At 60.2% G+C, this 19,701-nt stretch carries 16 protein-coding genes and 3 pseudogenes; 10 read left to right on the top strand and 9 right to left on the bottom strand.

Annotation, left to right across the window (positions count from 1 at the left end):
• Nucleotides 1-6: 6 nt before the first annotated feature.
• The gene (locus tag FXB41_RS09115; protein WP_007601780.1) at nt 7-1,827 is read left to right on the top strand and encodes a type I secretion system permease/ATPase; all 1,821 of its coding nucleotides are present in this window, start codon (nt 7-9) and stop codon (nt 1,825-1,827) included.
• A gap of 18 nt (nt 1,828-1,845) precedes the next feature.
• The gene (locus FXB41_RS09120) at nt 1,846-3,210 is read left to right on the top strand and encodes an HlyD family type I secretion periplasmic adaptor subunit (RefSeq protein ID WP_219681371.1); all 1,365 of its coding nucleotides are present in this window, start codon (nt 1,846-1,848) and stop codon (nt 3,208-3,210) included.
• Between the two features lie 667 nt (nt 3,211-3,877).
• On the opposite strand, the gene FXB41_RS09125 is transcribed toward FXB41_RS09120, so the two are convergent.
• The gene (locus FXB41_RS09125; protein ID WP_219681373.1) at nt 3,878-4,090 is read right to left on the bottom strand and encodes a hypothetical protein; all 213 of its coding nucleotides are present in this window, start codon (nt 4,088-4,090) and stop codon (nt 3,878-3,880) included.
• A gap of 261 nt (nt 4,091-4,351) precedes the next feature.
• Here FXB41_RS09125 and FXB41_RS41460 point away from each other — a divergent pair, with 261 nt between their 5' ends.
• From FXB41_RS41460 to FXB41_RS40585, 5 genes and pseudogenes are all read left to right on the top strand, one after another.
• On the top strand, nt 4,352-4,486 hold the full coding sequence (locus FXB41_RS41460; RefSeq protein WP_007601784.1) for a hypothetical protein: 135 nt from the start codon (nt 4,352-4,354) through the stop codon (nt 4,484-4,486).
• A gap of 476 nt (nt 4,487-4,962) precedes the next feature.
• Nucleotides 4,963-5,187, top strand: a complete 225-nt coding sequence (locus FXB41_RS09130; protein WP_219681375.1) for a hypothetical protein — start codon at nt 4,963-4,965, stop codon at nt 5,185-5,187.
• Nucleotides 5,188-5,667: 480 nt separating this feature from the next.
• A complete protein-coding gene (locus tag FXB41_RS09135) occupies nt 5,668-5,904 on the top strand; it encodes a hypothetical protein (protein WP_007601788.1) in 237 nt (78 codons plus the stop codon).
• Nucleotides 5,904-6,023 (top strand): annotated as a pseudogene (locus tag FXB41_RS09140) (LabA-like NYN domain-containing protein); the annotation flags it as partial. The gene FXB41_RS09135 and the pseudogene FXB41_RS09140, both read left to right, overlap by 1 nt.
• 216 nt (nt 6,024-6,239) lie before the next feature.
• Nucleotides 6,240-6,404 (top strand): annotated as a pseudogene (locus tag FXB41_RS40585) (sigma-70 family RNA polymerase sigma factor); the annotation flags it as partial.
• A gap of 37 nt (nt 6,405-6,441) precedes the next feature.
• Here the strand turns inward: FXB41_RS40585 and FXB41_RS09145 are convergent.
• The 4 genes and pseudogenes from FXB41_RS09145 to FXB41_RS09160 all read right to left on the bottom strand — a co-directional run.
• The gene (locus FXB41_RS09145; RefSeq protein ID WP_219681377.1) at nt 6,442-6,681 is read right to left on the bottom strand and encodes a hypothetical protein; all 240 of its coding nucleotides are present in this window, start codon (nt 6,679-6,681) and stop codon (nt 6,442-6,444) included.
• A gap of 29 nt (nt 6,682-6,710) precedes the next feature.
• Nucleotides 6,711-7,970, bottom strand: a complete 1,260-nt coding sequence (ftsZ, locus tag FXB41_RS09150; RefSeq protein WP_219681379.1) for a cell division protein FtsZ — start codon at nt 7,968-7,970, stop codon at nt 6,711-6,713.
• 52 nt (nt 7,971-8,022) lie between these two features.
• Nucleotides 8,023-8,535 carry a hypothetical protein gene (locus FXB41_RS09155; RefSeq protein ID WP_219681380.1) on the bottom strand — a complete coding sequence of 171 codons (513 nt, stop codon included), beginning with the start codon at nt 8,533-8,535 and terminating at the stop codon, nt 8,023-8,025.
• A gap of 137 nt (nt 8,536-8,672) precedes the next feature.
• Nucleotides 8,673-8,804 (bottom strand): annotated as a pseudogene (locus tag FXB41_RS09160) (phospholipase effector Tle1 domain-containing protein); the annotation flags it as partial.
• Between the two features lie 163 nt (nt 8,805-8,967).
• On the opposite strand from FXB41_RS09160, the gene FXB41_RS09165 reads away from it, so the two are divergent.
• Nucleotides 8,968-9,642 (top strand): hypothetical protein, encoded by a 675-nt coding sequence (locus tag FXB41_RS09165; RefSeq protein WP_035994494.1) that lies wholly within the window; start codon nt 8,968-8,970, stop codon nt 9,640-9,642.
• A 692-nt stretch (nt 9,643-10,334) separates the two neighbouring features.
• Here FXB41_RS09165 and FXB41_RS09170 read toward each other — a convergent pair.
• From FXB41_RS09170 to FXB41_RS09180, 3 genes are all read right to left on the bottom strand, one after another.
• Nucleotides 10,335-12,296 (bottom strand): sigma-54-dependent Fis family transcriptional regulator, encoded by a 1,962-nt coding sequence (locus tag FXB41_RS09170; RefSeq protein WP_219681382.1) that lies wholly within the window; start codon nt 12,294-12,296, stop codon nt 10,335-10,337.
• Between the two features lie 191 nt (nt 12,297-12,487).
• Nucleotides 12,488-13,681 (bottom strand): methyl acetate hydrolase AcmB, encoded by a 1,194-nt coding sequence (gene acmB / locus FXB41_RS09175; RefSeq protein WP_007601813.1) that lies wholly within the window; start codon nt 13,679-13,681, stop codon nt 12,488-12,490.
• 76 nt (nt 13,682-13,757) lie between these two features.
• The gene (locus FXB41_RS09180; protein WP_007601818.1) at nt 13,758-15,392 is read right to left on the bottom strand and encodes a flavin-containing monooxygenase; all 1,635 of its coding nucleotides are present in this window, start codon (nt 15,390-15,392) and stop codon (nt 13,758-13,760) included.
• A 767-nt stretch (nt 15,393-16,159) separates the two neighbouring features.
• On the opposite strand from FXB41_RS09180, the gene FXB41_RS09185 reads away from it, so the two are divergent.
• Both FXB41_RS09185 and FXB41_RS09190 read left to right on the top strand, forming a co-directional pair.
• Nucleotides 16,160-16,618: a helix-turn-helix domain-containing protein gene (locus tag FXB41_RS09185; RefSeq protein WP_007601819.1), complete on the top strand. Its 459-nt coding sequence runs from the start codon at nt 16,160-16,162 to the stop codon at nt 16,616-16,618.
• Between the two features lie 2 nt (nt 16,619-16,620).
• Complete coding sequence (locus FXB41_RS09190) at nt 16,621-17,211, top strand: VapC50 family PIN domain-containing toxin (RefSeq protein ID WP_219681384.1); 591 nt, start codon at nt 16,621-16,623, stop codon at nt 17,209-17,211.
• A 233-nt stretch (nt 17,212-17,444) separates the two neighbouring features.
• Here the strand turns inward: FXB41_RS09190 and FXB41_RS09195 are convergent, their stop codons facing one another.
• Nucleotides 17,445-18,950, bottom strand: coding sequence for an adenylate/guanylate cyclase domain-containing protein (locus tag FXB41_RS09195; protein WP_219681386.1), 1,506 nt, complete (start codon nt 18,948-18,950; stop codon nt 17,445-17,447).
• Nucleotides 18,951-19,701: the final 751 nt, after the last annotated feature.

The following is a 19,701-nucleotide window of genomic DNA, read 5'->3' on the forward strand; positions in this document are numbered from 1 at the left end:
GCAAACATGGCAGCTGTCGAGACACTGGACTGTCCGCCGCGCACCAACTCCGGGGCTCAACTTCGGGTCGCACCCGGCGGCGAGGCCCGCGACTACGTCGGACCTGTCAACGCGCTGGCCGCCTGGCGTTCGGTCGCGCGCATCAACCTCATAGCGGTCGCAGCATTTTCGGTCGTTGTGAATCTGCTGATGCTCACGTTGCCGATCTATCTCTTTCAAATATCCGATCGCGTGCTGACGAGCCGTAGTCTCGAGACACTGCTGATGCTCTCGGCTCTCGCGCTGACGTTCATCGGTATCCTCTCCATCGTGGACATTTTACGTCGACAGGTGCTGGGGCGTCTTGCGACCAAGATGGAAGCGGTGCTTGGCGGCGCAGTGCTGGCGAGCAGCATCAATAACGCCAGGGCCGGCGAGGGAGGAACCATCCAGGCGATCCGCAGCCTTCACCAGGTGCGGGGCTTCATCTCGAGCCCTATCATGCTTCTACTGATGGACGCGCCACTCTCGCCCCTCTACTTCGCAGTCATATTCCTCGTTCATCGACATCTTGGCTGGATCGCAGTCGTATCGGGCTTGGTCCTCGCACTGATTGCGCTGATCAACCAGAAAGCGACCTCGGAGCGTCTGAGCGAGGCAGGCCTGTATGCCGCCGAGGCCGATGCGGCGGCCGAGTCGCTGGCGCGAAATTCGCAGGTGATCAATGCGATGGGAATGCTGAGCGAAAGCATTCTCCACTGGGGGCGCCGGCAGGCGCCAGCACTGACGGTGCAGAGCCAGGCCCTTGACCGGAATTTCTGGATCAGCGGTGCGTCGAAATTCGTCCGGCTCGTGGCCCAGATCACGATCCTCGGCACCGGGGCCTATCTGGCCCTCCACGCCGAGATCACGGGGGGCATGATGATCGCGGCTTCGATCATTGCCGGCCGCGCCCTGCAGCCGCTCGAGGGCTTGATTGAGGGATGGCGCAGCTGCGTTCAGGCGCGATCGGCCTATGCTCACGTCAAGCAGGCGGTTGAGTCATTCCAGCGCGAGGGGCCTAAGCTGCGCTTGCCCAGACCGCAAGGGCGCCTGAGCGTTGATCGGGTCTTGTATTTGCCGCCCGGCTCGAAGGAGCCGGTGCTCAATGGTGTGTCGCTCGACCTCGCGCCCGGAGAGTCTTTGGCCATTGTCGGACCGTCCGGATCGGGCAAGTCGACCCTCGCGCGCATTTTGGTGGGTTGTCTGGTGCCGACAGCCGGCAAGGTCAGACTGGACGGAACGGAGCTGCGCAACTGGGATCGCCGCCAGTTCGGGGAATATAGCGGTTACCTGCCCCAGGAGGTCGAGCTATTTCCCGGGACCATCAAGCAGAACATCTGCCGCATGCGCGACGACTTGCCCGACGAGCGCATCTATGAGGCGGCGATGTTGTCGGGAATTCACGACATGGTCTGCCAGTTGAAGCAAGGATACGAGACCGTGCTCGACCGCAGTGGCGGGCCGCTCTCGGGAGGACAGAAGCAGCGCATCGCGCTCGCCCGGGCTTTCTTCGGTAATCCGTCCCTTGTCGTGCTCGACGAGCCGAACTCGAATCTCGACGCGGCGGGGGAGCAGGCTCTGACCGAGACCCTGCAGCGCGCCAAAAGGCGGGGGGTCACGGCGGTGGTCGTAACCCTGCGCCCGGCGCTGCTGAACAGTGTTGACAAAGTGCTCATACTGCGGGCCGGACGCGCGGAAGCATTCGGCTCTCCGAGCGAGGTGTTGCATCGCCTGGTTCGGTCCCCCGGCAGGGCCGGCGTTGATGAGCCGGTGCAGCCGCAACGCATCGAATCCTCGGGCGGGTGACCAGCGCGGGAGGACAGCATGAGAGCGGTAAAGGACGACATCGGCGAGTGGTACCGCGGTGTTCCGCTGAGCGCCAAATGGCCCATCTTCACCGGCCTCGCCATCCTGGTTGTTTGGCTCGGCTGTTTCGGCGTTTGGGCTGCAGTCGCCCCACTCAACAGTGCGGTCGTGGCTTCAGGCACGTTCGTGGCTACCGGGCAGAACAAGTTAGTCCAGCACTTCGAGGGCGGCATCATCCGCGAGATTGCGGTCAAGGACGGAGATCTCGTCGAGGCCAACCAGGTCCTCGTTCGCATGGACGATACCCCTGCCAACGCCAAGCTGAAACGGCTGGTTTTGAAGAAGTATCGACTGCTCGCCATGAAGGCGCGTCTTGAAGCTGAACTGAGCTCTTCGGATGCAATCGAAACTCCGGCCGAATTCAGCGAGAACGCTCGTGATCCAGAAATCAAAGCGATTCTTGAGCGGCAACGTGCCGAGCTTCAGGCGCGCCGGGCTAGTCGGGTGAGCGAGGAAAGCGTACTCTTGAAGCAAATCGCCGGGCTGGAGGAAAGCATCCGCGGATATCAGGCGCAAGTTCAGTCGACCAAAGAGCGTATTGCCTTGTTCGCCGAAGAACTGAAGGACAAGAATTCGCTTCTTGGCCAGCAGCTGGTGCGCAAGTCGGATGTGCTGGCGTTGCGACGCTCAGAGGCGGGTCTCGGGGGTGAGCTCGGCGAGTATCTCGGCCGCATCGCCGATTCGAAGGAGCGGATCGCTCAGGCGAACGAAAGAATAGCCCAGCTGCACGCGACGGCGCTCCGCGACGCGACCAAGGAGCTGCGCGAAACCGAGGCGGAGCTGGACGACGTTGAGGAGCAAATACGTGCTGCGCAGGATGTGGTTGACCGGATCGATGTTCGTTCGCCAGTCCGAGGTATTGTGGTGAAGAACAACTTCCATACACCGGGCGGCGTCGTCTCTCCTGGTGCCGTGATCCTAGAGCTCCTCCCGATTGGCGACGAGCGCATCATCGAGGCGCATCTGAATCCCAAGGACATTTCGCATGTGAGCGTTGGCCAGGAGGCGCTGGTGCGGCTGTCGGCACTCAACCAGCGCATCACGCCGATGGTCGGTGCGAGCGTCATCTACGTGTCAGCGGACGCCTTGGCGGAGCAAGTGCAGGCGAAGACCGAAACCCGTACCGACGCTGACACGCGTCGCGAATTCTACGTCGTTCGGGTGCGCCTGGACCAGGATGATGTTCTCAGACGAATGCCTGAATTCATCCCGACGCCCGGGATGCCCGCGGACGTTTACATCAAGACCGGAGAGCGTACGTTTTTCGAGTACATCATGAAGCCTATCCTCGACAGCTTCTCCCGCGCGTTCCGCGAAACCTGAATGGAGCGAGCATTTTGGACGTCCATGCCGAGCACTCGCGAGTACGGTGATCTCAAGCCCTTCGGTCTAAGGTTTGTAAGTGCGCGATCATAAGATCGCCTGTCCTGCTTCCGGACAGAGAGCGCCATTTATGTCGACTAGACCCCGGGTACGCTCTCGGTCCAATTCCTGGAGCGTGTCTTCATGAAGAGCAAGACTGTCACTCGGCTTGAAATTTGGCTCTGGCCCATATGTGGAACGGCCCGGGCTGCAAGATCTTTTTCTGGTTGAACAAGGGATGACGGTGCGGTCATATGTTCGGCCTGTGAACGCGGCGCCTGGCCGCTGGCCACGATGATATCCGCGGAAGCAATCGCCCAATCAATTTCTCGCGCTCGAAGCGCACTGGGTCAGGCGGTCTGATTGCTACCGGGAATGACGTCATTCGGGGGTCATCCAGATTTGCACCTTGCCTCCTCGGCAGCTTTCTTCTTCCGCCGGAGAGCTCTTGAGATTAGGATTTCAGCATTGTAGCCGGCGCCTGATAGTGCCGCCTCTGACCAGCAAGGCCCAGATCGGGCCCGCGAGGAAATCGAGAGGCTGCTCGCGCAGATCGAGACCGTGCTGAGCCCGCTCGTTCCGGGAGATGCCGCCGCCCTGAGCGAGGAATGATCGTGGCTCGTGTCGATCACAGCGTACTGAGATCGTCCGGCACCTCGCCGAACTTCCCGATCACCTTGGCGTCGCCAAAATCGCCGCTCGACGGGTCTCCGGTCCGCGAAAAAGGCGACCGCGCCGTCGCAGCCTGGCTCTTCCGGGAGAGCGCTTCGGCGCGCATGACCGCGGCGTTGGCGCTTAGGCCCTCCAAAGCTTCGCCGGGCGCGACGCCGTCGTCGGCCATGACGAACGGAACGCCACGGGATAGGTGATGGCCATCGCGGTCACTCCCTGCGTTCGGATCCCGCTGCCGCGGACTCTGCCGCTCGAGTTCTTCGATGACCGTATCGCGGTCGCGGCAAACCGAAAAGGCCTCGAACTGTTATGTCGGTGATATCCTTAAATCAGTCGCTCTCGTCGGTCACACCAACCAAGGTGCTGCCCAGGTGAATATCCTTTCGAGGCCGCCGCACGCAGCTCGTGGGCCGCGGCGTCGAGAAAATCCATGGCGACCAACAACGCCTTGACCCTCCCGACGATCTCCGCCGCGGGGTTCAATGGCCTATTTGGCGGCGTGCTCGAGATCGCCCCGGCGAGTGCAGCAGGTTCGGACATAGAAACGGTCTTCTGTACGCGGTGAGCGTGGTGTGACTGGGAGCCTACCACAGATTGTCGGGCATCTTGACGTGAAATGGTCCACGGTGGCGCGGCGACCATAACAATTAAATAAGGAAACAAGCCGTATTAAATCTAGCGATCTATTTTACTTGGATTATAATTGGGCAATTGTGCCGGATGAACGCACAAGATCGCAGAGAGACTCCGGCATTCCTGCTTCGCCCCCCGAATGCAGGAGCCGTTTCTTCGAGTGCTTGAGCGGAGGGCGTGCCCTGTACTCGCTGGACAAGACGCGAAGGCGAGATTTTTCGGAAGCCTGTGAATTTTCGAGCATCACAGACGTCGCTTCAGTCAAAGGATTATTAACTTTATTATTGAATTATAATGTGATAATAAGTCTAAATTTAATGTGACATTTAATGTTTCGATTGTCGGCTCCGGCACTCTAATCTTTTGGAAAATCCTGCAGGGGACCATGTGGATCGGGAGGAGAGGACAATGACCCAACGCAACATCCGCCCTCCGAACGAACACGACATAGGCAAACTTGAAACCTTGGCCATGAAAGCCCCCAGCGCAGATATTGCTGCTCAGTTTGGTCCAAGTTCCGCAGCACCGAGGGTGGAGTTCCTAAAGTTATTATTGACCGAGCCGGAAAAGTTAGAGCGCAATCATTGCGGTCGGGACCCTGGCCCATCAGGCTTTGATTGGCCGAATGATTAGAGCTTCGAAAAGAACGGAATCGGCGGATCGCCGGAGAGGCGCGTCAGGGGCACTGGTCGGCTCGAAGCAGCGCGTGCGCATCGACTTCACTGCCGCAGCAGCACTAAAAAAATGGCCTTCACTTGGAAACCAACGCGCAGCGGCATCGGTTAGTTCTTACCTTGTATTCGAGGGCACTTTGGACGCATGCATCCGAGCTTTCCTAGCGAAGCCTGCCAGCCAAGGTCATCTCTACGAGATACATACTGCTCCGCAAACGCAACTTGTTACGGCCGTGCTGTCCGCAGAACAGATAGCCGAAATCGCTCGGCTGCGAGATTTTCTTTGAGGAAAGCAAGCCCCTGCCGCTGCCGACAGGGCGTTGAAAGTGAATTGGCTAATCAAATTGTGAGCCAACTATTCGGTGAGATTGATGGGTACGCACCATCGCCGCCGAATCATTGCCCATGGATTTTCGCTCCTCGGGCCTTGGAGGACACTATGGATGAGAAGAACCCTCATTCGAAACAAGTTACCAGACTAGGCTTGATCAGCTTCGGCCGTTCGAAAACAGATTGCACCATTCGCAGCATATCTGCGTTCGGTGCAGCCCTCGATCTTGCTGCAGATGAAAAAATTCCCGACGAATTTGCTCTGACTGTTATTCCCGACGGTGACCGCCGCCGCTGCGCGGTTGTCTGGCGTAAAGAGAAAAGAGTTGCTGTCGCGTTCTATTAATTAATGCGTCAGGGTCGCGGGCTGGAATGGCGGTCAAGGGCAACATGGATATCGAGCTCGCCGTGGATGCCATGGAGCTCGCCGAGCATCTTGACCACGCTGACGCAATATCGAGTGAATACTGGGACATAGCGGCCTTCGTGAAGACTGATTGTCGGTGAAATTTGTGGCGATTGTCTGAAGTTAGACCATCCCGCCCTTATCGACGGCGCAGCGCCTTGTCGAAAGGAACCGGCCCGGCTGTCCATCTGAGGTCCCGATATTCCGCGCGGCCTCCAAATTTCACATCGCGTCCACCAACGTCCGAGAGGAACCAACTGGTGTCTTCCTCCCTTTTGCGGGAAGTGACCCGCCTGACGATCGCGGCTGTGAAACTCGAAGGTAGGAGCGTCGCCGAAACGGCAGTTCGGTACTGCATGTCGGAATCAAACGTGAAGATCACCATCCATCGCGGATTGAAGGCGCTGGCGGCGCTCATCGGCAGAGAGACGCGCACATGAGGACCGAAGATCTGATGACGCTCTCGCACGCAATGCCCTACCAGCCGACCGGACGATGATTGGGCGCGGGTTCACTGCTGCCTTGCTCATCGGCGGAGCTTTCGCCGTCTGCATTGCGCTCGCTTTGCTCGGGATGCGGCGCGCGGTTTTGTCTGCCACTTTTCAGCGCGCGAGTGATTTGATTCAAGCCGCAGAAGCTGACGCAATATTTTCTGTCGCTCAACAGTGACCGCGGCTTGATGGATCCCGGGCTCGCGACTTCGTCGCGCCCCGGCATGACGACCGTAACTCCCGTCCTGCGACCGTTCAGTTGGCGGCGCGGCGCAGGAAGGCCGGGATATCGAGAATAGCTTCATCGGGCGTATTGGGCGCAGCTGTGCGGCCGTAAGGATCGAGCAGCCGGTCGGCGGCGTGGCGCGCATATTCCGGAGCCGCCCTTGCCGGTTGCCCTACGGGCTGTTGCGCTTCGGAGCGGAGCGGCGGGCTTTCCGCTTGCGGAAGGGGTGCACTGCGCTCGATGCGATCGGCGATGCGGCGGCCGTCGTTGCGCAGCCTGCCCGCGAGCTGGGCGATGGCGGTTTCCACCGGTTGCGCCTGAGACGCCGGATCGAGATTATCGATTCCGGTCGCCACCACCGAGACGCGGACGATACCGTCGAGGCTATCGTCAAACGACGCGCCGACGATAATGTTGGCGTCCGGGTCGGCCTCGTCGCGAATGCGGGTCGCAGCTTCGTCGACTTCGTACAGCATGAGATCTTTGCCGCCGGTGATAGAGATGATGAGGCCACTGGCGCGCTTGATCGAGGGATTCTCGATCAATGGATTGGAAATCGCGGCCACAGCAGCGGCAAGCACGCGCTTCTCGCCGGAGGCCTCGCCCCGTCCCATCATGGCCTTGCCCTTCTCCTTCATGACGGAGAGGACGTCGGCAAAATCGAGATTGATTAGGCCTTCCTTGACGATCAGGTCGCTGATGCAGGCCACGCCGGAATAAAGCACCTGGTCGGCAAGGGCAAAGGCATCGGCGAACGTGGTCTTCTCGCTGGCCACCCGGAACAGGTTCTGGTTCGGGATGATCAGCAGGGTGTCGACCGTCTTCAGCAACTCCTCGATGCCGGCTTCGGCAAAGCGCATGCGGCGCTTTCCCTCGAAGTAGAATGGCTTGGTGACCACGCCGATCGTGAGAATGCCGAGCTCGCGCGCGATCCTGGCGACGATGGGGGCAGCGCCGGTGCCGGTGCCGCCACCCATGCCAGCCGTCACGAACACCATGTGTGCGCCAGTCAATTGATCCCGGATCGTATCGATCGCCTCTTCGGCTGCGGCGCGTCCTAATTCCGGCTGCGAGCCGGCGCCGAGGCCTGCGGTCACCTTTGTGCCGAGCTGGATGAGGTGCCTCGCCTTCGACATGGCCAGCGCCTGCGCGTCGGTATTGGCGACCACGAACTCGACCCCTTGCAGCCCGGCCGTGATCATGTTGTTGACCGCATTGCCGCCGGCGCCGCCGACACCAAACACGACGATGCGGGCCTTCATTTCGTGGATATCGGTGGTGCCAGTCATTCTTCCCTCGTGATTGCTCCGGCAAGCCGGGGATGGAGATGAGGATCGAGTGCTACCTGCGACTCGGGCGGTTTGCTTCCACGATCGCAGCGGCCAGATGTCCCAATCGACGACGCGCGGCTTGTCCCGCGATCGCGCCGCCGGCGTGGCGACCGTTCCGCAGAACCGCCACTTCGTTTTCCAGTATTGCCGCCCACGCATTGGCGGCCGTCGTCTCGGCGGCCGCTTGCGTCAACTCGACGGCGAGGCGATCGGCGCGCTCGCGCTCGCGCTCGAACACTGCTCTGTAGGCAGTTGCGACGGCCTTGAGCCGCGCGACCTCCGCCTTGAATGCCTCGATCTTGACTGCTTCGATCTGTGCCAGGGAGGCATCGATCGGGGCCCGGCGGGCGCGTCGTGGGCGGGGTGTGTACCGGAGCTCGGAGACATCAACGCTCACCAGGGCCTTGCCGTCCTCCGACTGCGAGCGCGGCAACCGGCGGCGTCTCGCAAGCGAACGCGCGGCCTCTCGGGAGATACTGAGTTGGGCGCCCAGATCGGCATACGTCAACAACTCAACGCACATCGGCGCTTCTCCTGGAGCGAACCGGGAAGGCATTTCGAGCTAATGATGGCGGGACGATTACCGCAGGCTAGGCCGCGTTGGTTAATGGACGGTTAACGTTACGAGTGCCGTCACCGCGCCGACTCCGGCAGCCGCAGCGACGTCCTGTCCGTCTTGCGCTGGCAGCGATAGAGCTTCAGGACGTTGGAGATGTTTTCGGAGCTCTCATTGCCGGTGCCGTCACAGCAGATGACGAGGTATTTGGGCTCGGGTTTCGGTGCGTGCTCCACGGGATGCGCCTCCGGGTGATGCTACCGCAGCGATTATAGCGGAAATGGATGGCGGCGAGGAGACAAAGGCGGCGTCGCCGGCATGGTGCCCCGTGTATCATCTGTTGACATTAACCACTTGTTAACCATGCCGGCGGCTAATGTGGACGAGTGGGGGATCACCATGTCGGCCCATGTGACGCGACCGAAGTTGATGCCTGTTTCGGCCGATCCAGCCTTTCGGTCGCTCAACCGGCTGGCGGTTCGCGCCAAGGCCGTCCTACAGACCAAAACGGCTGTCCTACGGAGCAAAGCCATGTTCGGAAAGGACGATTTACTGGACAATCTCAGCCGCGATCTTGATCGCGCGCGCGGAAGACGCGATGCACTCGCATCCGAAGCCACGACCCTGACGGCCCAGATCGCCGAAATTGAAGCCCGCCTTTCGGAGGAGAAGTCCAGGCGGGAGCGTGATCGCGTTTTGGGCGAAATCGAAGCGATAAAATCCCGAATCAGGCAAGCCGCCGGCGCGTTTGCACCCGTCGTCGATGGTCTCTCCAAGGCGATCGAGTCGGCTGCAGCAGTTGTGCCCGAAGCTCGCGAGCTTAATAGTTTCCTCGTGTCGGTGGCGACCGAAATCGACAGTGTGCTCGATCCCCTGCTGCGCGAACTGGATCAGCGCGCGGATGCGGTGCGAGTCGGCCACGTAGCACTGGACCTCCCGAGTTCGTCCAATGAAGCTCCCATCGAGCTGCCGAAAGACGGCAACGAACGCCTGCTTCGCTTTCCAGCATGGCTGTCTCGCGACAAGGAGACGGACAAGGAAACAGCGGAGAGTCCGCGCAGCACGGCAGCGTGAACCTGGCGGGTGGCGTCCTTGCGGCGCATCCTTCGAGACGCCCCGCCCCAAAACTCACCGCTGCGCGACCGCGTCGCATCGTGCGAGGCGCGCTTGACGTCTGCTATGCCCTTAGTAGCGGCGCAAAACGCCATATGGCCGGAGGTCCGAGTCGGGCCAAGAAACGGAAGGGGAAATTTGCTCTTGGGCGATCTGACCGCGATATCCAACGTCAAAGCCCCGGCGTGATCCGGGGCGTTTGCTTTAGTATGGGGCGCAAGTCCGCTTGGGGTCGCTTCAATAATTCGCTCCATCATACGAAGGAATCAAGCTGTCCATTCGACGAGCACTGTTACCGAGAAGGGAAGCTAGGTTCTCGTGACCAAGGAACCCACGCCCAAGCAATGGAGCCAGCTTCTATCCGCACGGTCGAAGAGCCGACGCAGGCCGCCAACGGGACACCATACGGCGAAGACAAGCAAGCGCGTCGTAAGGAGGTCGGGAGGCAATCTCGACTTTTGAAGCAGCGCAATGCGGTGGCCACGGCGTAAGGCATTGAGGGATATGGTTTTATTTGGTCGTCGTGCTCGGCGCGGAAAGCCGCAGAGCCTCTGCCAGATACAAACCAAAGAAATAGAGCGCTCTTACCTTGCTTTGCGCTCCATACTGAAAGCTCCATACTCAAACATGCAACTCAACCAGCGCTTCCAATGTCACCATTTACTACGCAGCTCGAAGCGAATGTCATAACGATGCAACTTCGCATAGACCGTACTCTTGGCAAGACCGAGAGCGGCCGCGGTGGCCGTCACGTTGCCGTTGCACGAGCGGAGCGTGCGCGCGATCAGGTCACGTTCGGACGCTTCGGCGAGAGACAGGCCCGGATTGTGCTCGCTTGTTCGTTCCGTTCCCCGGATGGCATCGGGAAGGTCCGAAGGTTCGATCAGCTCGCCGTTGCTGGTCAGCATGAGGCTCTCGACCAGATTGCGCAGCTCGCGGACATTGCCGGGCCAATCATGGCGCTGAAGCTGCGCAAGCGCCTCCGGCGCAAACCGGCGATCGGAAAGACCGTAGCGCGCCGCTGCCTGAGCGATGAAGTGATCGACCAGCAGCGGAATGTCCTCGCAGCGCTCGCGCAGCGGCGGTATGCCGACGGGGACGACAGCCAGCCGGTAGAATAGGTCCTTGCGGAAACGCTGGGCGTCCACCTCCGCCTGCAGGTCGCGATTGGTCGCGGCGACGAGGCGGAAGTCCACCTTGCGCACTGCGGTCTCGCCGATCCTGCTGATCTCGCCGTTCTCGAGCGCCCGCAGCAACATGGGCTGGAGGTCGAGCGGCAATTCGCCGATCTCGTCAAGGAACAGGGTGCCCCGCGCCGCGGCTTCGATCTTCCCCGCCACGCCGCCGCGCCGGGCGCCGGTGAATGCGCCGTCGACATAGCCGAAAAGCTCGCTGGCAAGCAGTTCGCGCGAGGCGCAGCCGCAATTGACGGCAATGAACGGGCCGCTCCGGCGCGGCGACACGGCATGGAGTCCGTGCGCGAACACCTCCTTGCCGACGCCGGTCTCGCCAAGCAGCAGGACCGGAGCAGCTGATATGCCGACGCGACGGCACGTCTCGACCACGTTGTGCATCTTCGGGCTGCTGTAGACGGTATTGGCAAAGGCCTGGGACTCGCCTCGCGCGGCTGACAACAGTTTGCCCGAAGGGGCCGGCTTCGGCGCCACCATCACGGTGCCGAGGTGTTCACCCCCTTGCACCACCGGCTTCAGCCATTCCTCCTTGATCCATGCCGGACGCGAGGCGCCAAAGAGCTGATCGTCGCGGCTGCCGAGATGGGGAAAGCCGGACTGACATCCCGGCGCGCCCAGGTCGCGCATGATCTGCGACATCTCTCCACTGGCCTTGAATGGACGTCCGGCGCTGTCGAACAGTACGGCATGATGCCGATCCGAAGGCGGCAGCATCCAGAAGCATTGGTCGAGCAGCCGGTAGCGGGCGTCCAGCTCCATCTGCAGTAGCTGAGCCTCGATGCGCGCGGCCGCCGAAATCGCCAATGCGAGGGCCGGCCGCCCATAAGACGAGGATAGTCCGGAGATGTCGATCACGCCGATCACAGCGCCGTCGATGGGATCGCGGATCACGCAGGCCGAGCAAGTCCAACGGTGGATGCCGGAACAGAAATGCTCCGTGGCATGCACTTGGATGGGCTGCCCGGTTTGCAATGCAGTGCCGATCGCATTTGTCCCGCAGGTCGTCTCGCTCCAGTTGCTGCCGGGCAGCAGGTGGGTTTTTTCAACGGCATCGCGCAGCGCCAGCTTGGTGTCGCCCTCCAAGCGCAAAACAATGCCGTCGGCGTCGGTCAGCACCATCACGGTGCCGGTTTCCAGCAGGTAGTCGCGCGCCAGGGACATCGTCGAAGCACCCGCCTGAACCAGGCGGTTGCGCTTGTCGAGCAGGCGCTGCAGCTTGTCGTCCCTGATCGGCATCGGAGCCTGGCCACGCCGGTAGTCGACGTCCGATTTCTGGCAGCGCTGCCACGAATCGGTAATAGCCGACCGCACGATCTGCTGACGCGTGCTGTTGCTTCCGGATAGGAAGCGTTCCCAGCTCGTCAGGACGTCGCGTTCGATAGATGGATTTGCGAAAGCATCCTCTGGCGCCTGACCCAACACGTTCCCTCCTTCGACGCGCTGAGTAGTCCGAAATGATCTGCCGGACCCCGAGCTTTTATCTCCTGATTGTGAGGCCATCCATGAAAACGCGCAATCGCGTATCCCGACCTTGGTGCCATTTGGCTCGCCTCCGACCGCACCGCAAAAAGAGTGAGATCGGAGGCGGAATGAAGGCATCGAGCCGGCAGAAGCTAGGCGACCCTGCGCTGGCTCAGGCTGTCGTAGAAGGCGGTTTCGAAACGCATATAGCCGGTGAACGAAGCGACGTCGGCAAAGGGCAGGATCTGGGTGGCCCAGTAGCCTCCGAAGCCATTCTGACGGTCGATCCAGTAGAACAGGTTCGCCAGACCAGCCCAGCCGAGCGCGCCCGCCGGGCGGCCGGTCGGCGCCTTCTCGTCATTGACCATGAAGGTGAACGCCCAGGATTTCGACAGACCCGGGAAGAACTCCGCGTCGTTCGACAGCGATTTGATGACGCCGGGCAGCGCCGTCACCTTGAGATCACCGAGCTGGTTCTTCTCGGCCATCGTAACGGTCTCCGGCTTCAGCACCCGGCCGTGCGGGCCGGCACCGTCGTTCAGCCACATGCGGATGAAGCGCATGTAGTCGCCGACCGTGCTGTAGAGGCCGTGGCCTCCCATATGGACCTCGGGATTGGCAGGCAATTCGAAGTCCATCGGGGTCAGCGAGCCGTCGGCGTTGCGCGCGTGCACGCCGGCAAGTTTGCCGCGCACCGCATCGTTGATCTCGAACGTCGTGTCGCTCATGCCGAGCGGCTTGAAGATGCGCTCGGCGAAAACTTCGCCAAGCCGCTTGCCGGTGATGCCCTCGACCACTTGCCCGGCCCAGTCGACGTTCGTGCCATACTCCCATTTCGAGCCGGGATCGAACAGCAGCGGCGTCATGAGGGCGGCCTTCGACGAAGTGATCACGCTCGGCTGTCCGTGGTCGGTCGCCAGCCGCAGATAGTTCTCGTTGAAGAAATCATAGCCGAATCCGCCGGTGTGCAGCAGCAGCATGCGCGTGGTCACCTCACCCTTCGGGGCACGAAGCCGGGGCTGGCCCTCGGCATCGAAGCCCTCGATCACCTGCAGCTTGCCGATGTCGGGGGCGTAGGTTCGTGCCGGGGCATCGAGGTCGAGCTTGCCTTCCTCGATCAGTTGCAGCGCGGCCGTGCCGGTGATTGCCTTGGTGGTCGAGAAAATGGCAAAACTGCTGTCGGCCGTCATCGGGGCCGGTTGGTCGATGCGCCGCTTGCCGGCGGCGCCCTCGTAGATGTTGCCGGTACGATCGGTCACCATCGCCACCACGCCCGGGACGCCTTGGCCCGTCGTGACCGTCTCTTTGAGAATGGCGTCAGCCGCCGACTTGAATTCCTTGGTCATGTGTTGCTCCGAATTGTTGTGATGATGCGGGTGCAGGGCCGCGCCACCAAAAATGGTTGCGCGGCCCCTTGTGTCGTTACTGCTTGGCAAAGCCGGGATAGGCCGAGGAGGCGACCTCATCGCACTTCTGGCGATAGGTTCCGACGCCGCCGATATAGGAGAGCAGACGGCGCGGCTTGCCCTCGACGTTGGAGCCCATGTACCAGGAGTTCGTCTTGGTCACGAGGGTCGTGTTCGCGACCTCATCGTGATGCGCGACCCAGGCATCCTGCGCATCCTTGCTCGGCTCGATGACGCTCAGGTGGTTCTTCTTGAGATAGGCGATGCAATCGCTGATCCACTCGACCTGCTGCTGAAGGCATGTCGTCATGTTGCAGAGCGCTGTCGACGGCGCCAGCGGCGCGCCTGTCGTGAAGAGGTTCGGGTAGCCGTGAACCTGAAGCCCCATCGTGGTCCTGATGTCGCGGCTCCACTCCTCCTTCAGCGAGCGACCGCCGCGGCCACGAATGTCGATGCGCGTCAAGGCACCGGAGCCGGCGTCAAAGCCGGTGGCCAGGATGATCACGTCCAGCTCATACGACGTTCCGTCCGCGAGCTCGATGCCTTGAGGCGTGATCCGCTTGATCGGGTTGTTCTTGACGCTGATCAGCTCGACGTTCGCCTGGTGGTAAGCCTCCAGATAGTTGCTCTCGAGCGGGACGCGATGCGTGCCGAAGCCATAGTCCGTCGGGATCAGCGTATCGCACAGCTTGGGATCTTTGAGGCGCTCGCGCATCTTCTTGCGGACGAACTCGGAGATCTCCTCGCTGACATCCTCCTCGAAGAACATCTCCACGAAGGAGGCGAGCCACAGCCGAAGCGAGCCTTCATCCCAGATCTTCTCCAGAACGGCATGACGCTGTTCCGGGCTGAGATCCTTCCACTTGCCGTTGGTGAAGTCGTATTCGAAGCCGGTGAACGAGTGGGGCAGGGTTTTGCGGAATTCGTCGAACCGCGCCTTGTAAGCCTCGACCTCCTTCGGCCCGTATTTCGGGTTCTTCATCGGGATGATGTATTGCGGCGTGCGCACGAACACCTTCATGCTGCCGACTTCGCCGGCGATGGTCTGGATCACCTGGATGCCGGTGGCGCCATTGCCGACGACACCAACGCGCTTGCCGGCGAGATCGAGCTTCTCCTTCGGATAGCGCCCGGTGTGGACCAGCGTGCCCTTGAAGGTGTCCTGTCCGGGAAACATCGACGTCAGCGGCGCCGACAGCATGCCGCAGCAGGTGATCAGGAACTGCGCGTCGATGGTGTCGCCCGCGTCGGTCGTGATGGTCCAGCGCTGGGTCGCCTCGTTGAAGACGGCGCTAGCGACCGTCGTGCTGAAGCGGATGTCCTTGCGCAGGTCGAGCTTGTCGGCGACGTAGTTGAGCCATTTTTCGATCTCAGGCTGACCGGGGAAGCGCTCGCTCCAGCTCCAGCCTTTGTAGAGCTCCTCGGAGAACAGGTACTGGTAGATATAGGCCTCGGAGTCGAACCGTGCGCCCGGATAGCGATTCCAGTACCAGGTGCCGCCTACGCCCGTGGCGGTATCGACGGCCTTGACCTTGAGGCCTTGCTCGTCGCGCAGCTTGTAGAGCTGGTAAAGGCCGGCAACCCCAGTGCCGATCACGATGGCGTCCAGGCTTTCATGTTTACGCGCGCCGTTGGTCTTGTGCTCACTCATGCATTCCCTCCCGTTGTGAAAGCTTTGTTCTGTCCTCCGCTACGAGGCGAGGGACGCAAGGGGAGCTACGCAGATTGCGTGCCAAAGCAGAGTTCTGGGCTTAAGCGGTTGCTGGGACTGGATTGTTGGTTGCGGGGGCATGCCGAAACTGTTCGAAATTCAAACCCGGCAAGCCTGATCGACCGAATTTCGATCGAAGTTCCTCTGCATTCCGGTGCCGAGGGCGCTAGGATATCTTGGATCCTTCAGCCGTTCGAACTCGGCGCCAGCCTACCAAGGTTGCGCCGGCACGAACGCCGGTAGCGCCGCCGTGCGGCTCGCGAATGATCTCGGGCGAACGCCTCCTAGGAAGGCCCTGTATTCGGGACCAAGAAACCCTTTGCTGCTTCAGACTCGCCCCAATGCCCAGTCCATATGGCGAGGAGACACTCGGGCGTCGATGCGTGCGCGCTCGTGCGCGAGATCACTTCGCCAATGCGGAGCAATCGATGACGGTCTAAGAATCTCTCTGTTCAAATGTCGGGCGAGCTGGCTAAAGCCATTGATATAGCTAAATTTTATTTGTTCGCAGAACATAGATTTTGGAATTTATTCCTAGCCGACCAGCTCATGAGGCACGGCAAACGCCAAAAGTTCCCAAGGATCGGCTTGGGACAAAGGGCAGGGGGCCCAGCTGGTCAGGAACTTTGGGCCATTTCGTTTATTTCGCTTGTTGCGTTTATTTCGAATGTGGCCTATACAAAAGGCCGTACAGGGGAGAAGATACGATGACGATGCCAGCCTACGCTGAAGAGCTGGGAGGTACTCGCCTGCCTTCCGCGAGCGAGAAGGCGGCAGCCAACCAGCTTCGTCAGATACTCGCTTCGCATGCGACGGGAGATGCCAAACTGCGACTGCTCGACGATGCACAGCAGGCTGCTGAGATAACCTTGTCGCCGGCGCTATCGAGTCTTTTGATGGAATTGCTGCGGCATATCGGTCGCGGCGATGCGGTGACGCTTGTGCCTGTGCATGAGATGTTGACCACGCAGCAAGCTGCCGACATTCTGAATGTCTCGCGTCCGTTTCTGGTCTCGCTGCTCGAAAAGAACGAAATTCAGCACGTGACAGTGGGGCGTCATCGCAGGATTAGGGCAGAGGACCTATTCGCATATAAGCGCACGCGTGATGAGAAGCGGGGCAAAGCGCTTGCGAATCTCGCTGAGCAGGACGCGGAGCACCTGTAAGCTTGTTTGCAAACCGCTTCACCGCATTCGTCGATGCGTGCTCGCTTGCAAGCGCGCTCAAAAGGAACCTGCTTCTCTCATTGGCGGAGGCGGAATTTTTTCGTCTCCGCTGGTCAAGCCGCGTTCTGGATGAGACCGAAACAGCTATCGAGGAGATCCTGAACGCCAAAGGCTTTGCCGATGCCGCGGCGCGTGCAGAGCGGGCGCGCGCCAGCATGGAAGCTGCCTTTGAAGATGCCATGGTTACGGATTTTGACAACTTCTTGTCCGTTGCGGCTGGGCTCCCCGATCCTGGCGATCATCACGTTGTTGCTGCGGCGGCCAAGACGCAGGCCGCAATGATCGTAACCGAAAACCTTAAGGACTTTCCCGCGGCAGTTCTTTCCGACCTGAACATGGAGGCGAAATCGGCCGACGCTTTCATTGCGGATACTATCGCGCTCGACGAAGCTCGCGCTGTTGCAGCCATTCGGTGTATGCGCGAACGCTTCAAGAAACCGGAAATGACGCCGGCGGAGCTCTTGCTCGTGATGGAAGCTGCGGGGCTGATTGAGACGGTTGACGTGCTAAGGCCACACGTGGAATCCCTCTAGCTCAGTAACTAACCAGGCGGGCTTTCCGCAACACGATCTTGATGTAAACTCGACTTCGATATTCCATAATGAAGGATACCCGAACGATCGCGCGGCTTGGGAACGCAGACACGCTGATGCCTGCTGGCGTCGTCCGCCGGGAATATACAGGAGACCAACGCAGCAGCGCCGAAAATTGGCGGTAAACCGCAGCCGAGAATCGGTCTGCCGCTGCGCAGGACGGGCGCGGTCGTTCATCTCTGCGTGGGAGAAATTTTGAACCGATGTATTTCCATTTTCTGACCGATGCCCTTCAAGTTTTGGTAGTCGCGCGACGCCGGGCATCCTTTGACGATGTCACTGACTCCGGGAGCCTCCATCACCATCTCTGTCAGGCATATTTCGTTGACACCGGCTAGACCTTGCACACGGGCGGCGATATTCACGTCCTGTCCGAAGTAGTCGATCCGATCGTTGAGCCTTACGGCGATGGCCCTGCCTCTGTGCACGCCGATTTTGAGGCCGAGCGGCCGCGAAGCGGTTTTGTTGAATCGCGACAGCTCTTCGATCATCTCGACGGATGCAACAGCGGCATCCTGTGGACGCTCGAAGCCAGCCATGACTGCATCGCCGATCGTCTTCACGATCGTGCCAGATCGATTCCTAATGATCTTATTCAAAATGTCGAAGTGCTGACGGACGAGAAAGTAGGCATTCACATCGCCGATGCTTTCGTACAGCGGAGTCGAATCCTTTAGATCAGTGAACAGATAAGTGATGTCGGAAACGGCTAGACTATCGCGCTCGTCCACCAATTGAGTCTTATAGAGTTCGGCGAAGCAGGGGGTGAGCAATAATCGCTTACCGGAAAGAAAAGGCTCATACTCGACCAGATGGGGCTGGAACTGGGAAGGATACTGGAGAAACCAGAAGCGGCCTCGATCCTTGGTGCGGTTCTCAATGTGGATGATGTGTTTGCCTGGGCTAAGATCGGCCGTCTGTCGAAACGCAAAGCGTCCGTCGCCAAGGATCATATTTCTCGGTCCAGTGGGCCGATCAGCAACTACGAACCGGCCCGATTCGAGCTGGACCAGCGTTTCTTGGCGTTCCGCCGGTTCACCGTTCGCGAAGAAAACCAGAAGAAGCTTATGGCTAAGATCGAGCACCTCGAATCGGCCGGCCGTTACGGCGAATTCAAAGTTCAACCGCTGACCCGCCTCGATATCGGCAAATCCCCGCGAGAGTGCCGCAACGAGTTGCTCGTGTGTCATTCCGTGCGGGGGCTTGAAGTCCTTGGAGAAGTTGTAACGGAGATAGTAGTCCTGGACGGACAGCATGTCCGGATGACGATATAGGATGTCGCGAACCGAACTCGAGACCGTAAAGGTGACTTGGATGTAGTCGTCAAGCGCCGCCTCATTGAGGGCGTTGCAGAATTCGCATTGGAAACGTGGATGAACCTGGTCTAGCTCACGAAAAGTGCCGGCGACCTGCGGGCAATAGGCGCAGATGAGCAGCCACTGCATCTCGAATAGGCCAACCTTAGCGGCGTGCACGAACAGCTCGATTCCTTCGGCGTCACTTAGGCCGTTGGCAATCGCATATTGGATAGGATTGACTCGAAAGAGATCATAGTCGCCGGAGGCGCGAATAAAACCTTCGAGGTTCGAAAGGGTCTGCGGCGCCCAGCTCGCTATTGACCCGAGCTCTATGAGGCGCTGATTCAGGAGGCCTTCGTTGACTGGGGATGACCCTTGCATATCAGTATGATACCTCGCTCATGCCGGCAATACTGGTTGGTCGGCCATTCGACTAGCCACGCGACAATCGACGCGGTTCCTTTGTGTCCAACTGGTTTTAGTCGAACCGAGCCGGATAAGAAAAGTCAGCTCTATTGGCCTGTATCAGTCGGCAATGCGACACTTTGATCGATAGGCAGTGTCTGGTCTCGTCCATCATGTCCATGAGAGCGGTGCGTTGACTCGAGAGCGGGCCGTGCGCGCCACGTTATGAAATAAGCTCCGGATTCGTGCAGACGCCCCTCCCTCCCATTTCCGTCAACGTTGATCGCCATATGAGCTGGATATTTCGGAGGATCATGCGTCAATGGTCAACCAAAGCCGTTTGAATGACGCGGATGAAAAGCGCGACGCTGTTGGTCGTTGGCTTCGTGTCTGCTGGCGTTTGGTAGCAGGGCGCCGCCATAGGTCAGACCTTAGTCGCTCCGCCGCTTCCGCTCGCTCCGCCATCGAGCGAACGGGAGCCGGCACTCCGGCCACCCCTAAGAATGCCTGGCCGACAACGGCGGCGGCCAAAGTATCGTCGCCACCGGCGCCGGCCAAGAATCCAAGGCCTTCGGCGAAGACCAATGGCGGGCCGTCATCGCGGACCGACGCTCTCCGGCCGGCAGCGTCGAACAAGGTTTTGTCTACACCATTGATCGGCGCGCCTGCGTCGGTCCTCAGCCCAGCCGGGGACTACGATGGCTTTAGCGTCGGCACGGTTGACGAT

It is taken from the genome of Bradyrhizobium canariense (assembly GCF_019402665.1).
GTDB classification, from domain to species: Bacteria; Pseudomonadota; Alphaproteobacteria; order Rhizobiales; family Xanthobacteraceae; genus Bradyrhizobium; species Bradyrhizobium canariense.